The 19,744-nt window shown below is 39.1% G+C and carries 14 protein-coding genes; 7 read left to right on the forward strand and 7 right to left on the reverse strand.

The features are described 5' to 3' along the window. Nucleotides 1–2: 2 nt before the first annotated feature. Nucleotides 3–488, reverse strand: a complete 486-nt coding sequence (locus GQR45_RS15135) for a hypothetical protein (protein WP_165726384.1) — start codon at nucleotides 486–488, stop codon at nucleotides 3–5. A gap of 687 nt (nucleotides 489–1,175) precedes the next feature. Here GQR45_RS15135 and GQR45_RS15140 point away from each other — a divergent pair. Beyond that, a complete protein-coding gene (locus GQR45_RS15140; RefSeq protein ID WP_165726385.1) occupies nucleotides 1,176–4,328 on the forward strand; it encodes a DEAD/DEAH box helicase in 3,153 nt (1,050 codons plus the stop codon). A 46-nt stretch (nucleotides 4,329–4,374) separates the two neighbouring features. Here the strand turns inward: GQR45_RS15140 and GQR45_RS15145 are convergent, their stop codons facing one another. The 6 genes from GQR45_RS15145 to GQR45_RS15170 all read right to left on the reverse strand — a co-directional run bounded on the left by GQR45_RS15145 (nucleotide 4,375) and on the right by GQR45_RS15170 (nucleotide 13,386). Beyond that, the gene (locus tag GQR45_RS15145) at nucleotides 4,375–5,202 is read right to left on the reverse strand and encodes a hypothetical protein (RefSeq protein ID WP_165726386.1); all 828 of its coding nucleotides are present in this window, start codon (nucleotides 5,200–5,202) and stop codon (nucleotides 4,375–4,377) included. Then, nucleotides 5,199–6,788 (reverse strand): hypothetical protein, encoded by a 1,590-nt coding sequence (locus GQR45_RS15150; protein ID WP_165726387.1) that lies wholly within the window; start codon nucleotides 6,786–6,788, stop codon nucleotides 5,199–5,201. Before GQR45_RS15150 ends, GQR45_RS15145 begins: the two co-directional genes overlap by 4 nt. A gap of 4 nt (nucleotides 6,789–6,792) precedes the next feature. Continuing rightward, entirely contained in the window at nucleotides 6,793–8,265 is a 1,473-nt protein-coding gene (locus tag GQR45_RS15155; protein WP_165726388.1) for an OmpA family protein, read from the reverse strand. Nucleotides 8,266–8,369: 104 nt separating this feature from the next. After that, nucleotides 8,370–11,324, reverse strand: a complete 2,955-nt coding sequence (locus GQR45_RS15160) for a DEAD/DEAH box helicase family protein (RefSeq protein ID WP_165726389.1) — start codon at nucleotides 11,322–11,324, stop codon at nucleotides 8,370–8,372. Then, a complete protein-coding gene (locus tag GQR45_RS15165; RefSeq protein WP_165726390.1) occupies nucleotides 11,325–11,927 on the reverse strand; it encodes a class I SAM-dependent methyltransferase in 603 nt (200 codons plus the stop codon). Nucleotides 11,928–12,141: 214 nt separating this feature from the next. Then, entirely contained in the window at nucleotides 12,142–13,386 is a 1,245-nt protein-coding gene (locus GQR45_RS15170; protein WP_165726391.1) for a UPF0149 family protein, read from the reverse strand. A 195-nt stretch (nucleotides 13,387–13,581) separates the two neighbouring features. On the opposite strand from GQR45_RS15170, the gene GQR45_RS15175 reads away from it, so the two are divergent. The 6 genes from GQR45_RS15175 to GQR45_RS15200 all read left to right on the forward strand — a co-directional run bounded on the left by GQR45_RS15175 (nucleotide 13,582) and on the right by GQR45_RS15200 (nucleotide 19,545). Then, the gene (locus GQR45_RS15175) at nucleotides 13,582–14,322 is read left to right on the forward strand and encodes an ABC transporter substrate-binding protein (protein WP_165726392.1); all 741 of its coding nucleotides are present in this window, start codon (nucleotides 13,582–13,584) and stop codon (nucleotides 14,320–14,322) included. A gap of 7 nt (nucleotides 14,323–14,329) precedes the next feature. Then, nucleotides 14,330–15,070, forward strand: a complete 741-nt coding sequence (locus tag GQR45_RS15180; protein ID WP_165726393.1) for a transporter substrate-binding domain-containing protein — start codon at nucleotides 14,330–14,332, stop codon at nucleotides 15,068–15,070. A 294-nt stretch (nucleotides 15,071–15,364) separates the two neighbouring features. Further along, entirely contained in the window at nucleotides 15,365–16,963 is a 1,599-nt protein-coding gene (locus GQR45_RS15185; RefSeq protein ID WP_010555514.1) for an ABC-F family ATPase, read from the forward strand. Between the two features lie 513 nt (nucleotides 16,964–17,476). After that, the gene (locus GQR45_RS15190; protein WP_101164395.1) at nucleotides 17,477–18,220 is read left to right on the forward strand and encodes a ferredoxin--NADP reductase; all 744 of its coding nucleotides are present in this window, start codon (nucleotides 17,477–17,479) and stop codon (nucleotides 18,218–18,220) included. Nucleotides 18,221–18,471: 251 nt separating this feature from the next. Beyond that, on the forward strand, nucleotides 18,472–19,215 hold the full coding sequence (locus GQR45_RS15195) for a nuclear transport factor 2 family protein (RefSeq protein WP_165726394.1): 744 nt from the start codon (nucleotides 18,472–18,474) through the stop codon (nucleotides 19,213–19,215). 9 nt (nucleotides 19,216–19,224) lie between these two features. Next, nucleotides 19,225–19,545 carry a hypothetical protein gene (locus GQR45_RS15200; protein ID WP_010555512.1) on the forward strand — a complete coding sequence of 107 codons (321 nt, stop codon included), beginning with the start codon at nucleotides 19,225–19,227 and terminating at the stop codon, nucleotides 19,543–19,545. The last annotated feature ends 199 nt before the right edge of the window (nucleotides 19,546–19,744 follow it).

Here is a 19,744-nt window from a genome sequence, read left to right on the forward strand (position 1 = left end):
CTTTATGGGCGCCCTTGCCACTGTGCTTCAAACAACTCTTTTTGCTTACCCCGATACTCGCTACACCATACAAAGTCGGCCGACTCCATCCCTTTTTTACGGCAACGTTTAGGCAACTTATAAAATTTTGACCAAGCATCAAGCTTAGCGGCATCTTTATAGCTATCGCTATGCAAAGACATGTTTGATACTTTATGATTGAGTAACCAATTGCTATTAGGCGTACGAGTTGGGGTAGAAGAAGTAGCCTGATAAGCGCTGCCACTCTTTTTAGGCTTACTGCAGTGATTAGCAAGTAAAGTAAATAGCGCTTTATCGCGCGCAGTTAAACGCTCACCTTCTTTATTACTGTAGCCACTTCTAAATTGAGACCGAATAGCTTCGCGCTGCTTTTTAATGCTATCGCATTGGGCTTGTGTGTAAGCCTCACCAGCTTGAGGAAAAGTTGTAAATACGCTAATAAATACCAGTAAAATCCATTTAATCATTATTCATTCCCTGAATTAAAGCTTTAAAATAGTGTACCTATAAATGTGAAAAAACACATCAACATTACTAATCCAAAAAGCAAATATTAAAGCTATGGGTGGGAGTGCACCTTATGTCTTGGTTTTTATAAAGCACCCGCGAGGTATAAAACCTCACCTACAATAATTAAACCACCGCACTCAACAAAAGCGTAGGTGCGATTTTATATCGCGCTCTCTCTTTAGTAACTAGCTCATTATCTCAATCAACACTACAAAGCCCGCCTAAAAATCTGTAGGCGCCTCAACTTGCTCGCGCGAAAAGCGAAGCTTTTAAAATAATTTACTTATATCGCGTTGGCGATGGCAACCAAAGAGAAGTAACCGCCGACTTCTCTTTTGAATCTCTCGGCGCCCCTCAATTTCACTTATCTTTAAACTCTAAATTAATATGAACGTAAACGCGATGAAAGCACATCCATGTGCAAGCATCGCTTTCCTCGAATCCATGCGAGGTAATTACTCATTAATTATGTGTTTGCAGGTGAAGTTGAAGGGGATAATTTCTTAGCATCATCATTTGATTACTCTCTCGGCTAATACTTAACTCACACGTTTGTACTTAATTACTAGTAACTTAGTCGATTAATACTTGTAGCTGTACCGCATTTAAGTAAACTAACCACTCGCAAACAGGGAGTGGTTTTTATGCAGCAAATTGGTATTTACGAGCAGTTAATTACGCAAGTAATTGAGCAAAACTTAAATCGTGATCAATTTTATGTTGGCGAGCGCCAGCTTGAAACGGCCGAAGCCGCAACATGGCTTTCACGCTTTTTAAGTAAACTTGTAACGCATGCAATCGATGCCATTCCCAACTCGAACGAGCGCCTACAAGAACAAATTAGCCTAGCTAATAGCCTTGTACTTTGGCTTAAAGATCATATTCGTGATGACGAGCTAATAAACGAAAACCTTATCGACAGCCAAGGCCGAATACTTACCGCGCTGTTTAATACCCAAAACCCTATTGCGGCCAACCTTAAAGATTATTCAAGCGATATATTTCCACTCACAGGGCTCACACAAAGCGAGTTATTTAGCGGTGCTAATGCAGGTATATCGCTCGAAACCGAGCTAAAGCGCGAGATTAAATCGTCCGACACTATTTACTGGCTTGTCTCATTTATAAAATGGACGGGGCTGCGCATTTTTAAAAATGAGCTTGAAGCGTTTACCAAAAGCGGTAATAAACTCAAAGTTATTACAACTTCGTACATGGGCGCAACGGATGCTAAAGCCGTTGAGTTTTTAGCAAACCTACCAAATACCGAAGTAAAGCTAAGTTATAATAATCAGCAAGAACGCCTACACGCAAAGTCATATTTATTTATGCGCAATACAGGTTTTCATACAGGGTATATTGGCTCGTCTAACTTATCGCATTCGGCGCTTACCAGCGGCCTTGAATGGAACTTAAAAATTACCGCGCAAGAAATCCCGCACATAATAGCTAAAACCAAAAGCACCTTTGAAACCTACTGGGAATCAAAAGACTTCGAGCTATTTACAAGCGCTGTTGAGTGTAAAGAAAAGCTCATTAATTCACTTAACGAGCAACGCGGTGTAGGGCAATCAAGCAGCCAGTTTTATTTTGATATAACACCAAAAACGCATCAGCTCGCTATTTTAGAAAAGCTAAGTGCTGAGCGCAGCGTACATAATCGTTTTAAAAACCTAGTAGTTGCTGCAACCGGCACAGGTAAAACAATAATATCGGCGTTCGACTTTAAAACCGTTTACGATAAAAACCCAAATGCACACTTTTTATTTGTGGCCCACCGTGAAGAAATACTAAAACAAGCGCAAAGCGCTTACCGTGGTGTGCTTAAAAATAACGACTTTGGTGAGCTGTGGGTAGGTAACTACAAACCACAGCGCTACAATCAATTATTTGCGTCAATCCAAACATTAAACAGCCAAATTAAATCGCTCAATTTAACCAGTGATTACTACGACTACATAGTGATAGACGAAGTACATCACGTAAGCGCTGCCAGTTATCGCACTATTTTAAGTTACTTTACGCCCACAATATTACTTGGCTTAACCGCTACACCAGAGCGACAAGATGGCGCAAATATACTCGATGATTTTTGCGGAGTAATAGCCGCTGAAATTCGCTTACCAGAGGCAATAAATCAACGCCATTTATGCCCGTTTCAATACTTTGGATTGGATGACGATACCGACCTAAGCCAAATAACATGGCGAGGCGGCCGTTACGATATAAGCGAGCTAAGTAACCTTTATACAGGGGAGAACAGCCGCGCTAACAAAATTATATCGAGCCTTGCTGATATAGTTACCAATGTTCACGCTATTAAAGCACTCGCGTTTTGCGTAAGCCAAAAACACGCAGAATTTATGGCTAAAAAGTTTAACTTAGCGGGTATAAACGCCGATGTACTCACCAGCAAAAACACTAATGAGCGCGCGACCAAACAGCAAGCACTACGCCAAGGCGAAATACAAATACTTTGCGTGGTTGATATTTTTAACGAAGGTGTCGATATCCCAGAGGTCGATACTCTACTGTTTTTACGCCCAACTGAAAGCCTAACGCTGTTTTTGCAGCAACTAGGCCGTGGTTTGCGCCTGCCCGACAACAGCCAAAAGCAATGCTGTACCGTGCTCGACTTTGTAGGTAATGCCCGCCCAGAGTACGACTTTGCCAGTAAGTTCCGCGCGCTTATTGGTAAAAGTAATCAGCCAATAAAAACCGAGATTGAAAACAACTTCCCGCATTTACCACTAGGTTGCCGTATAGAGCTACAAAAACGCACACAACAAACAATATTAAAAAATATTCAGCAAGCTATAAACTCTAAACGCCGTTTACAGCAGCTTATAAATAGCTATCCACAACATACTAATGACGCGCTTACGCTAAGCAATTTTTTACGTATAAACCCACAAGTCACGCTTGAAGATATATACAAACCAAAAGATAAAAAACTCGGCGGCTGGCACTGGCTTAAAGACGATGAAATACCCGCAGAGCAAGCCGACATTTACGCCGCGTATTACCGCGCAATCAACACCCAATTACTCGGCTGCGACTCAATCAGTTACTTATGCTTTTTACGTGATTTATGTAATAACAACTTTAGCTTTACCCCAACAGCGCAAAACCAACAGTACGCGCTTATGGCGCATTACAACTTTTGGGATAACACAGGCACAAGTTTAGGATATAAATCACTTGAACAAAGCTTACAAGTACTTAAACACAAAGAGCTACAGCACGAACTTGCACAAGTAATTACGCTATTAATAAACCGTATTCACCAGCAAGAAAGCGATTTAGCGTGCCTACCTAATCACGCCATAAAATTACACAGTCGCTACACACGCCAACAAATACTCGCAGCATTTGGGGCGCACTCGTTTGATAAAAAATCGACCGCCCGCGAAGGCGTTCTAGAATTTAAAAACCAAAACCTAGAGCTGTTATTTGTAACGCTCAACAAGTGCGAAAAAACATACTCACCCACCACGCTGTATCACGACTACGCAATCAGCCCTACTTTGTTCCATTGGCAAACGCAAAACAGCGCCCGCCCAGAACACGGCCGTGGCCTTAGTTATATTCAGCACCAAAAAACAGGCAAAACCATCCTGTTATTTGTGCGCGAACAAGGCAAAGATGAAAACGGCAGAACTATGGGATTTGTAAACTACGGCGAGGTTAAATACCAACACCACAACGGTAGCCAGCCAATGAATATAACGTGGGAGTTAACCAACCCCATGCCAAGTGAAATGTGGCATGAGGCTGGGAAGTTAGCGGTTGGATGATAAATAAAGCAGACAAAAAATGACTGCTATATTTTAAGTATAAACATCACTCAATATCGGTTAAAAGTTTTGGGGTACCAAATTGCTTTAGCGAGCCACCTGCCTGCTCAATAACTTTCAACCAAAACAATTTAAGTGAATTAAGGTCTGCTTGAGAAGAATATGCTCGCCCACCGTTTGCGTAGCCGCCACCTATAACAAATACATCTACTTGAGCTAGCGCAGTTGGAGAAACAACTGCTGAATACTTTGCAAATTCATCATCCGCATTAATGGCTCTAATACTGCCTGAAGCATAAAAACTAGAAATATCAGAATTTTCCAACATATCAGATACAAGAATCATTATTCTACGTTGAGTATTATTTTTAATATAAATAGCTGAAGATACATCCAGTATTGATCCCACAAGCTCAGTTTTAGGATAACTTTGATCGCTATCGTGGAATGAAGCTTTCAGTTTTTCATGAACCAGAACAATAGCTTTATTGCTTTGCATCTCCATACATTTATCAAATTTCCCTAATTTTATACGGTTCATTGCATTGCGCTGTTCCTCCTTGAGAGGCTGGTCAAATTCTCCTTCAAATGCAATGTCGGTATAGTGACCTTGTGCATTTGCTGAAAAGGAAACTATTCGAATGCGATCACCAGGACCTAAAAGTTGCTGCACTTGTTTATGGACACTTTTTTTAAGATTTGTATCTAAATTCACTGTCTGATCGACTAAAACAACAACATCTCTAATTGAGGTAGCTGGTTTTAATTCAGTCATATCAGCGTAAGTATAACAAGAAATAATGTCATCTCTATCCGTCTCAGCAAAGGCTAAAGAGCTAGTCATTACTGCTAGCAACATCAATTGCTTAATCATAATTTACCTTCTGCTTTTAATTTTTCAAGAACACGAGCTCTCTGCTCTTCTGGAGTTTCTTGTTTCTTAGCCTGTGCTTCGGCAAGAATCTGCTTTTCTAGTTCTTCATCACTTAACGATTGCTCTTTTGTTTCGGTAAGAATCTGGCTCTCAATCTCTTCATCTGTAGGTTGTTCAATCCGAGAATTAGAGCTCACAGCTTTAAATTCATCCGCCGTAACTTGGCTAGCAGACTTAGAAATAATATCTGAGTGCTCACGCTCTCTCTCAAGCATAGTTTGTGTTTGTCGATTTCGACTTGATAAAGACTGTTCTGACTCTTGCTCTACATACCTAAGGAAAGTTCGGTCAGATGCCTTCTTAAGTAAATCTGATACACTGCTATTCATAGTGCTATCTATAAGCACTTTGGCCATACGAGATTGCAAGTCTCCAAGTGTTTTTTGAGCACGTTGTGATATTCTCTTGCTCTTTGCATCCATTGCAGCTTCATATTGATTTTTTGTGTTGAACTTGTGTGTATTCTTCCAAGCCGACTTTGAATGTTTGCCTACAAAACCAAACTTAAAAGAAACCCAAGTAGCGAATGCTTGTAAAACAATAAATAAAATAGCAAGCATACCAAATGTAGCCCAGCTACCTTCTTTTGTTGCCTGACAGATCTCACTTTCACCTTTTCCTACAGCTTCTGCTGAAACTTTCTGAGACTCAAGCGGAGGTGGTGGTGTTGAACTATATAGGTCATCCAAGCTTGTTAAAGCTGCATTTGATGTTGCTGAACTAGGTTGGCACATTGCATCTTGTGTTTGTGCAACTTCGAGTGTTTTAACTCGAACAAAAGTAATGATGATACCTATAGCAATAATTGCGACTAAAGCACCTATTGTAAATGTATGTTTCTTCCTTGGAGAATTAACATCTAACCGATTAAGCCGTTGCTTATATTTTGGTCCATTTTCATCAGTAAAATTGTCAATTTCGTAGTCAAAATCGATATCATCTAAAGTTCTAGGTCTACTTTCTGTATCATCAACTTGCCAGTTATTACGTATACGACCAAGAATGCCGTTACGATAAAGCTCATGACCCATCATATGAGTCAAAAATGCAAGAATAACTGCAAAAGCAATTGCCACAATCCAAGTCATTGTAACTCGTGTATTTTCAGATGCGCTTAAGTCAATGAAACCAGCCATTGTGTAGCTAAAACCCCAAGCTTCTAAAACGAGAACTGCAAACAAGCCAAGCATCAATAATGTACCTAAGGGCTTCCTCCCTGATTCACCTACAATTGATAAATATTTTTTACTAGATTCGTAATAATCTCCATCTTTATGAATTTGAGAGTACAATTCACCATAGTCTTGACAGACAACTGTTTCTGAATGAAACCAGCGTCCGGCAGTATCTGGGTTTTTAGCCAGTGAACGTAATTTACTAAATAAAAAGTTATGATATTTAAATCCTTTCCACCACAAACTAACAGCATCCCAGTTGGTGTATGCAATGTACGCCAAAATAGAAAGCGTAGCAGCGATAACAATAAGAATATCGCGATAAGTTTGTAATACACTGAATAAGTCCATCGTTTTATCCTTTTACTAAATTCATGTTGAATGCTTTTGCCATTAATTCATTATTTTCTTGATAAATAACAGCACTAGCTTGTGTCTGAGTAGAACCATTGGTACTAAATACCACATCACTACAGCGCATTAGTGCATTATCATCCTGAGCAAACATACGAACTAAAACAGTTCCGTCTCCACGGTATGTTTCTACACTTACAGGGTATTTAAGATCAGCCTTAGTTGCGCTGCCATCATATTGTTTATAGAAACTGAAATATGGTTTATGCGTAGGGTTAAGATTATTCTTTTCTATACCGATAGGACCAAGTGTTATTGCTGTAGAACCAGCCATACCGTACCATGCAGTTCCAAAAAGATTACTAATACTGTCTGCAACTTTAGCTTTCTGAATAGGCCTTCCGTTATATGGTTTAAGTGAAGATTGAACAACTGGTGCCGCATAGGCACAACTTCCCATAAATTCGGAATCGTCAGCATTTGCAGCTGTAAAAAAAGTCATAAACGACTCTTCTTCTCTTTCACCCAAAGCTGTTATCACATAACTCTTATCAAACTCTTCAAGTTTAACTCCCTGTAACCCAAGGCTTGTAGAGTGCTGATTATTACTTACAGACACGGTGGGGGTAGGTAGTGATTTTTTAGTTTTAACTATAACAGGAAGGTCATTTATTACATTTTCAATACGTGTTTTCTTTGCACTTGCAACTTGGATAACCTGCTCATCTGATACAGTATTCGCTTGAGCCGACTCGCCGGTTGTATCCATGAGCACGTCTATTATTTCAAAGCGACGATTTTTGCTTTTTCCTTCATTCGTTAAGTTACTCGCTACAGGTTGTGACTCGCCCACACCTTCAAAAAACAGACGGTTCTCATTTATGCCAGCATTTACAAGTTCATTAGCAATAAATTTTGCGCGCTTTTCTGATAAGCGTTGGTTAAACGCTGCAGACCCTGAACTGTCTGTATGCCCAACAACATATAGTTTTGAAGCTGGATCGAGTGATTTTACATAACCTTTGAGAAATTTTTGTAAGTTTGCAAGTTGTTCAGAATCTGTTATTTGGGCTTTTCCTGAGTCGAACATTGGCTTTTCGGTGGATAATGAAAGCTGAGACGCTATCACGTTTTCAGTGGCGTTTTCTGAAAAGCTAGCCCCATTAGCTTCGTTATTAGAGATACGCTCAAATTCTGGTTTTAATGAGCTTTCCTCTGCAAGTTTGGCTAACTCCTCTTCTCTTTTATCTAAATAGTAGCCTGCGCCACATCCAGCAATAAAACCTACCCCTGCGCCCATGACTGCTTTTTTTGGATCGCCTGTTACCAAAAAAGTACCTAACGCACCAACTACAGCCCCACCAACACACCCTATAGTTGTGTTAGATATATTATTTGTAGCAGCACAACCGCTTAGTACTAACGGAGCTGCAAGCACTAAGGCAGCAGTTCTATGGATTTTTTTACATTTCATTTTTTATTTTCCTTTTTGAAATGATTACTTTTAATTTATACAACGCAAAAATAAACTGCAATTTAAAGCTTTGCCTGGAAGCTGCGCACCTAAAAATGATCAAATTACTCTGGTACTATTTGTTTAAACCGTGCGAACGTTCGCATGTTTTCATCAGCAATCATTACTTCATAATCTGGGTTTTGAGCGATTAGCTCATATTGCCCGTTTGGTAATTTATTAACTTTACGCAGTAAATATTGCCCTTCTCCAGTTATATCATCTCGCTCTATCGCGACAATTTGGCCGCGTAGCGATCCGGCTTTATCAGAGGTTATAAGCTCAAGTAGCAGTAAGTCGCCATCGTAAATTGGGGCTTTACCGCCGTTCATAGAGTTACCCGATGCACGTGCTAAAAAATGTACGTTTGGATCAAGCTTGCCTGCACCAAAAGGTGCGTCCATTAATTCCATATCGCTTTCATCCCCTGTTTTAAAATGCCCGCAGGCAATTTTAATATTAGGGAAGTACGGCAGTTTTAATGCGTTATCTTGCGCGTTTGCTGTATCGGCAAGATCTTTAAACGCTAGCTGGGTTACATTGTCAGCTTTTTGCTCTGTATTTTGTTCCGTGGTTGGCGTTTTTACTTTTAGTCGCTGGCTGTATTTAGCTAAGGTGTATTCAACCAGTTCTAACACGGCGCCGTTTAGTAATTCGCATTTTTCTGCGGGTACGTCAAACGTGGCTTTTACGGTGTTATTTTGTAAGGTAAACCATTGTGTGCCGTCTTTATTTTTATTGGTGTAGGCTTTAATTGGATTTTTACGCCAGTAGCTTTGCCATGTTTGCGAATCTGCAGCTGCTTGCTGTTCTTTAATAGGTAAATCGTGTTGCTTTAAATTTGGATGGCGCGCGAGTACCTTTGCACTCATTACAGCAAGTTCTGCAACTGTTGGGGGGTTAGCAAAGCCATTTAAAGCAACATAAGCCTCAAGCAAAATAGCTTTGAAGCATTTGGTCATACTGGTTGTTTGTATGCCTTTATGTAAAAACTCGTAAAACGGTGCTAATTGCTTGGCACTTTGCTGTGCTTCGTCATCAATATTTTGTGTTTTAGCAATTAGATCAAACCAACTAGTGTAGTTGCTGTTTACCTTTTTTATATCGCCGTAGTGGTAGTAAAACTCACTTAATGTAGGTAAATGCCCTAGTTGCTCGGCAAGTTGTGTTATATCTTCTAACGCTGTGGTGCGCTGTATTTTGGCTAGCTGCTGCCAAAAGTTGGTAACTTTTAAGTCAATATTTATAAAGCAGCCATCAGCAAGGTTTGGTTTTTTAAGCTTTTTAACTACACCAGTTGGCGTGGTTTCATGAAGTAGCGCATAAGGTTTATTTAAAAAGCTGTGGTGGTTACCAATAAAATCGAGCACCACTAAATGTGTTTTACCTTCGAGGGTGCGTAAACCCCGCCCTAATTGCTGTAAAAAGAGTATTTTAGAGTCGCTTGGGCGCAACATTAATATGGTATCAATGCTTGGTAAATCAGTCCCCTCGTTAAACAAATCAACGGTAAATAATACTTCAACTTGACGCTGTTCTAATTGTTTTAGTGCATCATTACGGCGTACTTTTGACTGGTTATGTACAGATAGCGCTTTTACACCCGCGTTATTAAATGCAGCCGCCATATAATCAGCATGTTTAGTAGATATACAAAAACCTAATGTGCGCTGCTGTTTGTATTGCTGCCACTGTAAAAGTGCGTGGTCTGCCCGTTTTTCGGTTGCAAATTTGTTTTCAAGTGCTGTTGGATCAAATCGGCCATTACGCCACGGAATAGCTTGGTAGTTTACGTTTTCATCCCAAATACCGTAGTAATGAAATGGAACTAACGTTTTTTGGTCTATCCCCTGCGTTAAGTTACGCTCAAATACTAGGTTGTTGTCGCATAACCCTAAAATATCAGCTTGGTCGGTACGCTCTGGTGTAGCTGTTAAACCCAGTAAAAACTTGGGTTCAAAGTAGTTTAAAAGCTGGCGATATACGCGCGCACTTGCATGATGAAATTCGTCAACAATAATGTAATCAAATGCTGTTGGTGCAAACTGCTTTAAGTGATTACTTCGGCCAATGGTTTGAATAGAGGCAAATAAACACTCAGCGTTTTTGTCTCGCTGTTTACCGTTATAAAACCCAGTAGATAAAGTAAGTAATTCAGAAAAAGTACGCTGTGCTTGCAAAAGTATTTCTTCGCGATGCGCTACAAATAAAACGCGTTTAGCTTTGAATTGTTTTACATCAAATGCACTTAACCATGTTTTACCCATGCCCGTTGCTAATACCACTAAACCACGTTTAAAACCCTCTGTACGGGTTTGCGCTAGGGCATTAAGCGCTTCAATTTGAGCTGGCCTTGGTGTTTTAGCTTCATTCTTTTCAATAACTTGCTCAGCTGTATCAGCATGGTTTACCGATACAAACTGCTGTGTTTTACGCCTAGTAATGTAGCTATTTATCCATTCATGGCTTAAATGGGTAACAAATTCGTGATTAAAAATATTTTCAAAAGCTGTGCGAATACTTAAAAACTGCTTTGCTGCTTGGCTTGTTTTTGGTTGTGTATAATCGTGTCTAAAATTCCACTCATGACCTTTGGTTAATGCGCTGGCACTAATATTACTTGAGCCAATAAAGGCACAGCCATCAGTAATCTCTTTTTGGTCGTTTGTTTTTATAAAAATATACGACTTCATATGAAAACTTTGATTACTGTGCGTTTGGTAAATACGCACATCGGCTCCACGATCTACTAATGCCATAAGTTCTCTCAACGCATTAGGGTGAGTAATATCAAGGTAGTCTGAGGTAAGTAGTTTGAGCGTTGCGCCGCTTTGTAAAGCTTCGCTTAGGGGGTCGAACAACAGTGCTAAGCCACTTGGCTGAATAAATGAAACTGTAATTTCAATCTCAGTGGCATTGTTTATGGCATGTACAAGGTTGGGTAATAACGGATCATTATCACCCGTAATAAGCTGTCGGTTATTATTCTGCAGGTGTTGATGTTCGCTAAAACTATTCACTTATAATTTCGCTTTGCTATGCGTTAACAAGGCATTTAACCATACTTCGCTTTCGCGCCCTGGGCGCTGATCAACACTTTGCCAGTGCTTCATTATGCTCAATTGCGTGTGCTGATTGATTAAATCACTTAATAATTGCTCGGTTAAATCGGTAAATTCACGACCATTATGCACACGTTCTGTATCGCCATATTTAAACGATATATACAAAACGCCATTCGGTTTAAGCGCATTTTGTAGGTTTAAAAACACCTGCGGTAACTCAGCCTTTGGAACGTGTAATAAACTAGCGCAGCACCAAATACCGTCGTATTGATTTACACAATTTAGCTCTTGGAATGTTTTAACCGCTACAGGTTGTTGTAAGTAACTGCTTGCCAACTCTGCCAGCTCTGGGCTTGCGTCAAACGCACTTACAGTAAAACCCTGCGCTTTAAAAAAAGCGGCATCGCGCGCACTGCCACAACCGGCATCTAAAATACTCCCGTGCTGTGCAACGTGCGGTAAAAACTCAGCATAAAGCGCCGACATATCAACGTTTAGTGTTGAGTCGCTAAAGGCTTTGGCATTTTGGTTGTAATAAGTAAGTGTGGTGTTTGACACGAGACTCACCGCTCCTTGGCTAATCGTTTAACAGCTAAGGCACTGTTAATACTGCATTCATTATTTGTTTAATCTACAGGAACAAGCGCATTAAATATAGGCTTAATAAGTAGAAATTTTTAAATTAATACGCCGTTGTTATTAAGTGCTGATGTTGAGCACTGAGCGCGATATAAAATCGCGCTTAGCATTTTTTGAGTTACGCTTTTAGTTATTACTTTTTTCTTAGCCAAAAAAGACTCGCAGGTACCGAAATCCACGCCTGCTTACCTAACGAATCAAGGTAAACAGCTACTTCTTCTTTACTGCCTGGGCTGAAATATGGCGGCTGTTGTTCTTTTAATTTTTCTTGCCCTGTAAGTATTTTGCTAAAGTGTTTATTTTGCTGCTGGAGCATTTTTTTATATTCGTTAGCTGGTTTTGAATCACCATGTTTTACAAAAGCACTTAGCGCACGGCTAGCTGTTGTGTGTAGTTCTTGAAAATCAAAGTCGGCCAATAGAGCATCCAACTTGTCCCATTGTTTATCAATGATTAGGCAGTTCATTAATAAAAAGCGGTTTGCTTGATTGTCGTTTGGGTTTAGCGTTAATAACTCTTCGAGTTCTGACTGCGCTTTTTGGGTATAACCATGCAGCGCATGTATTTTTGCTCGATGCGCGCGAAGCATCATATAAGGGCGGGTTTCGTGCAAGCCCCAAAAGTGCCCTGTGTTATCTTTAATAAATTGCTTTGTTATGAGCCCACTTTCCATTATGTCTAGCAACATTTGTATTGGCTCAAGTGCTTTTAGCTCGGTGTCGGCAAGTACCAGTTCAAGTAATTCATCAAGCTCATCTAATTCATTTGGTTCTTCGTCTAAAAAGCTGTTGTTAAATTCGGCCTCATCTTCATCACTTAAAGTTAGGTCGTTACTAAATCGAAGTTCAAAAATAGCGTCGGCCATAAAATACACATAATTACGTTTATATTCTTGGGCGTTGTATTGGGCAAATTCACCAAACTCTTTGGCTGCTGCTTTTTCATTAGAAAATGCTTTTAAAACGCTGCTTAAGTTATTAAGAGCCTGTTTTTGCCCTGCATCAAGCATACGTTTATTTATATTTTTAAGCGCCTGTAAAACCCCTTTACAGTAACTTGGTAGGGGCATGTTCGGCTTTAGCGAATCCCGATAGTCTTGCTTAGATAGGCTGCATTTTGTTGGCATTTTTAATTCGTTTTGAATTACTTTATCCATGCTTTGGTTATACAGCGCCATTAAGCTTTCGAGGTATTTTAGCTCGCTCTCTTTTTGAAGGTTAATATCTCCAAATAAATCAGGTTGCCACTCGCTCAGGGGAAGCATTTGGGGTAATACACCTAACCCCATTAAATAACCTTGTATAAAATAGTAGTTTGGTTGTTTAGTGCTTAATTCACTGAGTTTTATAACATTGTTGCGAATTTTAGTTGGCGACATAACGTGCCCTGCTATGTATAAATTTATTATTAGTGTACCCATAGATAAGGTTACCAACAACGCTAGTTTGGTTGTTTTATCCTAAAATGAATATTTAACGAAATATTTACAAATTTAAACAAACCCGCGCCGCTAAAATACAAAAGCTGGTTTATACTGTTGTAATAATGAGCAAAATAATAACTATGAGGCGTAATGAATAAATTAATTACCGTATTTTTATGTTTGCTGTTTACGGCTCCATTTAATGTATTTGCTTGTGAAAGAACCTTTAGCGTGGCATCGCACGATGCTTTTTGGCCGCCTTATGTAATGGGCATTAACGGTAAGCTGCAAGGCTCAGAGGTTGATGCGCTCAACATTATATTTGCTGACTCCCCTTTTTGTTTTGAAGTTAAGTTACTGCCAAATTCTAAGCGGGCTTTTATTGAGCTTAAATACGGCCGTATTGATTTAGGGTGGGCTGCAAGTTATACAGACGAGCGCGCTAAATACGTGCACTTTAGTGATAACTACCGAACTGAAGTTATGCGCTTATACGAAAACAAAAATAATCAGCATAGTGTTAAAAACCTCGAAGACATTTTTAAACAAGGCTTTATTGTTGGCGCTAACTTTGGAAGCTATTACGGCGAGGAGTTTGAGCAATATAAAACTAAATATAAAAAGCAGATTGAATACACCAGTGCAACCAGTAAACGCTTTGAAATGCTTAATAAACAACGTATTGATTTTGCTATTGAAGACGAGTTAGTGGGGGCTTACTTTGGCAAAAAAGGCTCAAATATCAAATTAGTAACCAATATTGAGCATGTAAATAAAGACGATATTTATTTAATGTTTAGCAAACAAACGGTGTCGGTTACTGAGCTTGCAGTAATTAATGATCATATAAACAAAAACAAAACAGCACTTAATGCGCTGTTTAAATACTAGGAGTGTAATGAAAACTTTATTTTTAACATTTACTACACTGCTATTTACTCACTTTAATGCCCTTGCGTGTTCAAAAACATTGGTAATGGGCACTAACGAAACTAATTGGCCGCCTTACCTTGTTAAGCAAGGTGATACATTTTTAGGCACAGAAGTGGATGCTGTAAACGCTATTTTTAAAGATTCAAAATTTTGTATTAAATGGACTTATTTCCCGAGTTTTTCGCGTGTTCAAGCTGAGCTTAAAAATGGCCGAGTAGATATGACCTACGCGGCAAGTTACACAAAAAAACGCGCTCAATATGCGCACTTTAGTTTGCCCTACCGCGAAGAAGTTATGCATCTTTATAAACATAAAGACTCGCCTGATGTGACAAGCTTACCTGAGCTTTTTAGTAAGGAGTTTACAGCTGGTATTAACCGAGGAAGCTTTTTTGGTAACGAGCTTGAACAACTAAAAACTAAGTATTCAACACAGGTAGTGCTTACTGCTCAAGCAAATAATCGATTTAGCATGTTAGATAAAAAACGAATCGACTATGTTATTGAAGACTCAGTGGTTGCGCAGTACTTTGTAAAAAAACACCCCTCAATTACGCAGGTAAAGTCTATTACACCGATTAACGTTAACAATGTGCATTTTATGCTAAGCAAGGAGTCGCTAACACTTGATGACGTGGCGACCATTAATCAATTAATTACTAAAAATGCGGCTGCTATAAAGTTAATTTATCAACCTGTGCATTAAAGCATGGGCAATAACTTAGCTCTTTAGCTGCAACACTTCTTTAATATTGCCTGGCGTTAGTAATTATTTACATTGTGGCTGTAAGCACATTCAACACTACATACGCTAAAAATAGTGGCTTAAAATTGAGAATTGCCGTTATTTTCGCTTGGTTATAAATTAGCTGCCTTTTATCTTTCATTCGTTGTGGCTGATCTGTATAATTCGCCAGCTAATTTACCCTATTGTCTGGTTCTTGTTTGTGGCGTGTTGCTGCAGCGTACTCCTGTCAGTACTAATCTAGGATTACCCTTTTTGATCTCCACCGCAAATATTACGATGCAGTTTGGCGCAGAGCCGTTGTTTGAAAACATTTCAGCTAAATTTGGTAACGGTAACCGTTACGGTTTAATTGGCGCTAACGGCTGCGGCAAGTCGACTTTCATGAAAATTTTAAGCGGTGCGCTTGTTCCAAGTGCGGGTAATGTATCTATTACTCCAGGGTTGAAATTAGGTAACCTAAGCCAAGACCAGTTTGCTTTTGAGCAATACAGCGTTGTAGACGCGGTAATTATGGGCGACGTGGAGCTTTGGAAAGTAAAGCAAGAGCGCGAACGTATTTACTCGTTACCAGAAATGAGCGAAGACGACGGCATGAAAGTAGCCGATCTTGAAAGCGTATTTGCTGAAATGGACGGTTACACGGCAGAAAGCCGCGCTGAAGAAATTTTGCTTGAAGCGGGTATCGATAAAGAATTTCATTACGGGTTAATGGCAAACGTTGCTCCAGGTTGGAAACTACGTGTGCTTTTAGCACAAGCGTTATTTGCAAATCCTGACATTTTGCTACTGGATGAGCCTACCAATAACTTGGATATTCATACAATTACGTGGCTTGCTAACGAGCTTAACAAACGTAAATGTACGATGATTATTATTTCGCATGACCGTCACTTTTTAAACTCGGTATGTACACACATGGCCGACATTGATTACGGCGAGCTGCGTATTTACCCTGGTAACTACGAGAAGTTTTTAGATGCTGCGGGCCTACAACGCGAGCAACTTTTAGCTGAAAACGCTAAAAAGAGCGCTGAGATTGACGAACTACAAGACTTTGTTAACCGTTTTGGTGCTAACGCTTCAAAAGCTAAACAAGCGAGTTCGCGCGCTAAAAAAATGGATAAAATTAAGCTTGATGAAGTTAAATCTTCAAGCCGTATGAGCCCATCACTTTCGTTTGACGAAGGTAAAAAAATGTATCGTCAAGCGCTTGAAGTTAATAAGCTTGGCCATGGTTTTGATGGCGAAACGTTATTTACTGGTGGCGACTTACTACTAGAAGCTGGCGCTAAGCTTGCTGTAATTGGCGAAAATGGTGTGGGTAAAACTACATTTTTACGCTGTTTAGTAGACGAGCTTAAAAGTAATGAAGGCGAAATTAAATGGTCTGAAAATGCGACCTTTGGTTATTGCCCGCAAGACAGCACTAAAGATTTTGAAAACGATTTAACGTTGTTTGATTGGATGTCGCAATGGCGTACAGCTAAGCACAACGATTTAATGGTTCGTGGCATGTTAGGCCGTTTGTTGTTTACAGCAGACGATTCAAACAAAAAAGCGCGTAACTGTTCTGGTGGTGAAAAAAACCGCCTGTTATTTGGTAAGTTAATGATGCAAGACGTTAATGTGCTTGTTATGGACGAACCAACTAACCACATGGATATGGAAGCCATTGAAGCGCTTAACAATGCATTAAAAGACTTTGAAGGTACGCTTATTTTTGTAAGCCATGACCGTGAGTTTGTATCGTCATTAGCTACGCGCATCATTGATATTAAAGATAAAAAAGTAATCGACTTCCAAGGTACGTTTGACGAATACCTAGCAAGTTGTGAAGAGAAAAAAGCGTAAACTTTTTCTAATTGCTTATAAAAACGGTGCTAAATTTAGCACCGTTTTTTATGTGTGGAATTTGAGTTTAACTATAAAATTAATTAATAAAGGCTTAAATAAATAATTCACTAAGAGGTTAAGAGACGCTACGCTTTTAGAGTCAGTGATAAAATACTCGTTTCTGGCTTGGTTCTTCTCATTTACTCCTCTTTGGCTTCTCCTAGCGCAATAGTTTTTCAAGTAAATAATTCACTAATGGTGATATAAGACGCAGCGCTTTTAAAGTGAGTGATAAAATAAAAAAGTACTGTTTTTTTGACTTTATTTTTCTTAGTTACTACTGCTTCGCTTTTCCTTATGCAATTAATGGCTCTTATCGCAGAGCTAATTATTCACATTATTTTATTGGTAAATACTGCATACATCACTGCTTTAAATCTAGTCATATTCTCCTGTAAGTCTTTGTCACTTAATGCTAATGTTTATGGAGTGAGTTATTTAAAACTTTAATGGCTAAACCAAGAGGTAACTATGTCTAATTGGGTTGAAGCAACAGTAAAAAGCGTAACATGGTGGAGCGAAACGCTCTTTAGCTTAACCGTTAATGCTAATGTAGAGCCGTTTAAAGCAGGGCAATTTACAAAGCTTTCTATAATGGATGGCGACAAGCGTATTGCTCGGGCTTATTCATATGTGAACGCTCCTGAAAACCCCGATCTTGAGTTTTACCTTATTAACGTTATTGACGGTTTGCTTTCTCCTCGTTTAGCTACATTACAACCTGGCGAAACCGTATTAATAGAACAACACGCAACCGGCTTTTTTACTCTTGATGAAATACCACAAAGCGATCAGCTTTGGATGTTAGGTACTGGCACTGCCATAGGACCTTTTTTATCAATATTGCAACAGCCCGATGTGTGGAAAAAATACAAAAGCATAAACTTAGTGCATGGTGTACGTTTTAATAACGATTTAAGCTATCAGGCACTTATTAACGAGTTATTAAGAGTGTACCCAGAACAACTCAACTATATTCCTGTTGTAAGTAGAGAAGAGCCATTACAAGGCTTAAGTGGCCGGATTACTAACGCTATTGAGAGCAACGGCTTGTTTGAACATGTAAAATTAAACCCTGAGCCTAGTAACGCGCAATTTATGATTTGCGGAAACCCACAAATGGTAAAAGACACAACCGCGCTACTTCTCGATAAAAACTTTACGCGTAACCGCCGCAAAGCACCCGGTAACATTACTGTAGAGCAGTACTGGTAGGCTACAGTGGTGGTATTAACTACCCGATAACGTTAAAATTTGCTATGTTGCATCCTTATACCAATATTATCAAAAATATGATCATTCTATCGCATTAAATAACTCACTAACTGCGTTAAATATTATTCATATAGAACAACTATATGTCACAATTTTCGCCTTGTTATTGTGCTATTTTCTTGACGCTATAATAGATCACTTATTTAATGTAATTGGTATTACACGTGTTTAGTGTTCATTTTAGGAAAGTTATGAAACCGTTATCTATTATTTTTGCCTCGTTAATTACCACCGTTGCGCTTATTACTTACGCCGCAGAACAAAGCGAGCCTGAGCAAAAAGAGCAGCAAGTTGAAGCTCAAGCAAGCGCTGAAAAACCAAAAGTTGAAGATGAGCAATCAGTAACTCAAGTCAAAGCTGACGACAAAGTAAATACGCTTGAATACAAAGCACCTGAGCTTAAAAAGCCAACAATTGATGCGACTAAACCAGACGATTCAAAGGTATTGGGTAACGAGCAGATTAAACCTACTGAAAAGCCTAAAAATAAAATAGAAAAAGCAGTGGCTGTAGCCGAAGCTGAAAAAGCAGTTACGCAAGCAAAAGAAGCGCTGACAGTTAAGCAACAAACTAAAGCTAAGCAATCGCGCGAATCACTTGCGGTAGTAGAGCAGTTAGTTAAAGCGTATAACGCGCGTAACATTGAAGAGTTTCTTCGTGTGTATGCCGAAGATGTTGAGTTTTATATTTTCCCTAATGAGCTATTATTTAAAGGTAAAGAAAAACTAATAGAACGTTATGGGCTAATGTTTAAAAAGTTAAAGTGTATTCACTCATCACCAATTAAGCGCATAGTGCACGGTGATATAGTGATTGATCACGAACTATCAGAAACCTGCTCAACTGACGAAAAGGTAGTTGATAAACGTTCAGAACTTATTTCGAGTTACCAAATTAAAGATGGAAAAATAGTACGCGTACTGTTTTTTAGATAAAGGCTTTATATGCAAATAAATGACGACAAAAAAATTCGCTTAATGTATCGCATTGAGCCCGGTTGCCTTGGCCCTAAGGGTGCTGAGCATGTTGAAGATTTTTGTCGTTTTGCAAATAAACATATTAAGTCACCATTTTATGGCCAATTTGTATTTTTACCTCGTTACGATAAAGCCATAGACGAGCGACAATATAGCGTTAACAGCCGTAATTTATCTCTTGTGCAGGCTCGAGCTTACTTAAAGCACTTTGATATTAATATTGAAGAATTTGAAGAACAACTCGACGAGCTCCTCACCAAAGCGATTGATTTATATTTTAAGCGATAGCGTTTAATTGCTGTTGCTTAGGTATTCTCCCCCTCCACAATGCGTTTTTATTTATTTTAATTATTATTAAAAGTATAAGTAATTTCTTCCACAAAGATAAGGTAATCAGTAATAACTGAGAAAAACCAGATCGGCCAATATGTATCACTTACTTTAAAAGCGCAGCGTCTCTTAAGCTCTTTGGGAATTAATTAACTAA

This window comes from Pseudoalteromonas sp. SA25 (genome assembly GCF_011378705.1).
In the GTDB taxonomy this organism is placed as follows: Bacteria; Pseudomonadota; Gammaproteobacteria; order Enterobacterales; family Alteromonadaceae; genus Pseudoalteromonas; species Pseudoalteromonas arctica.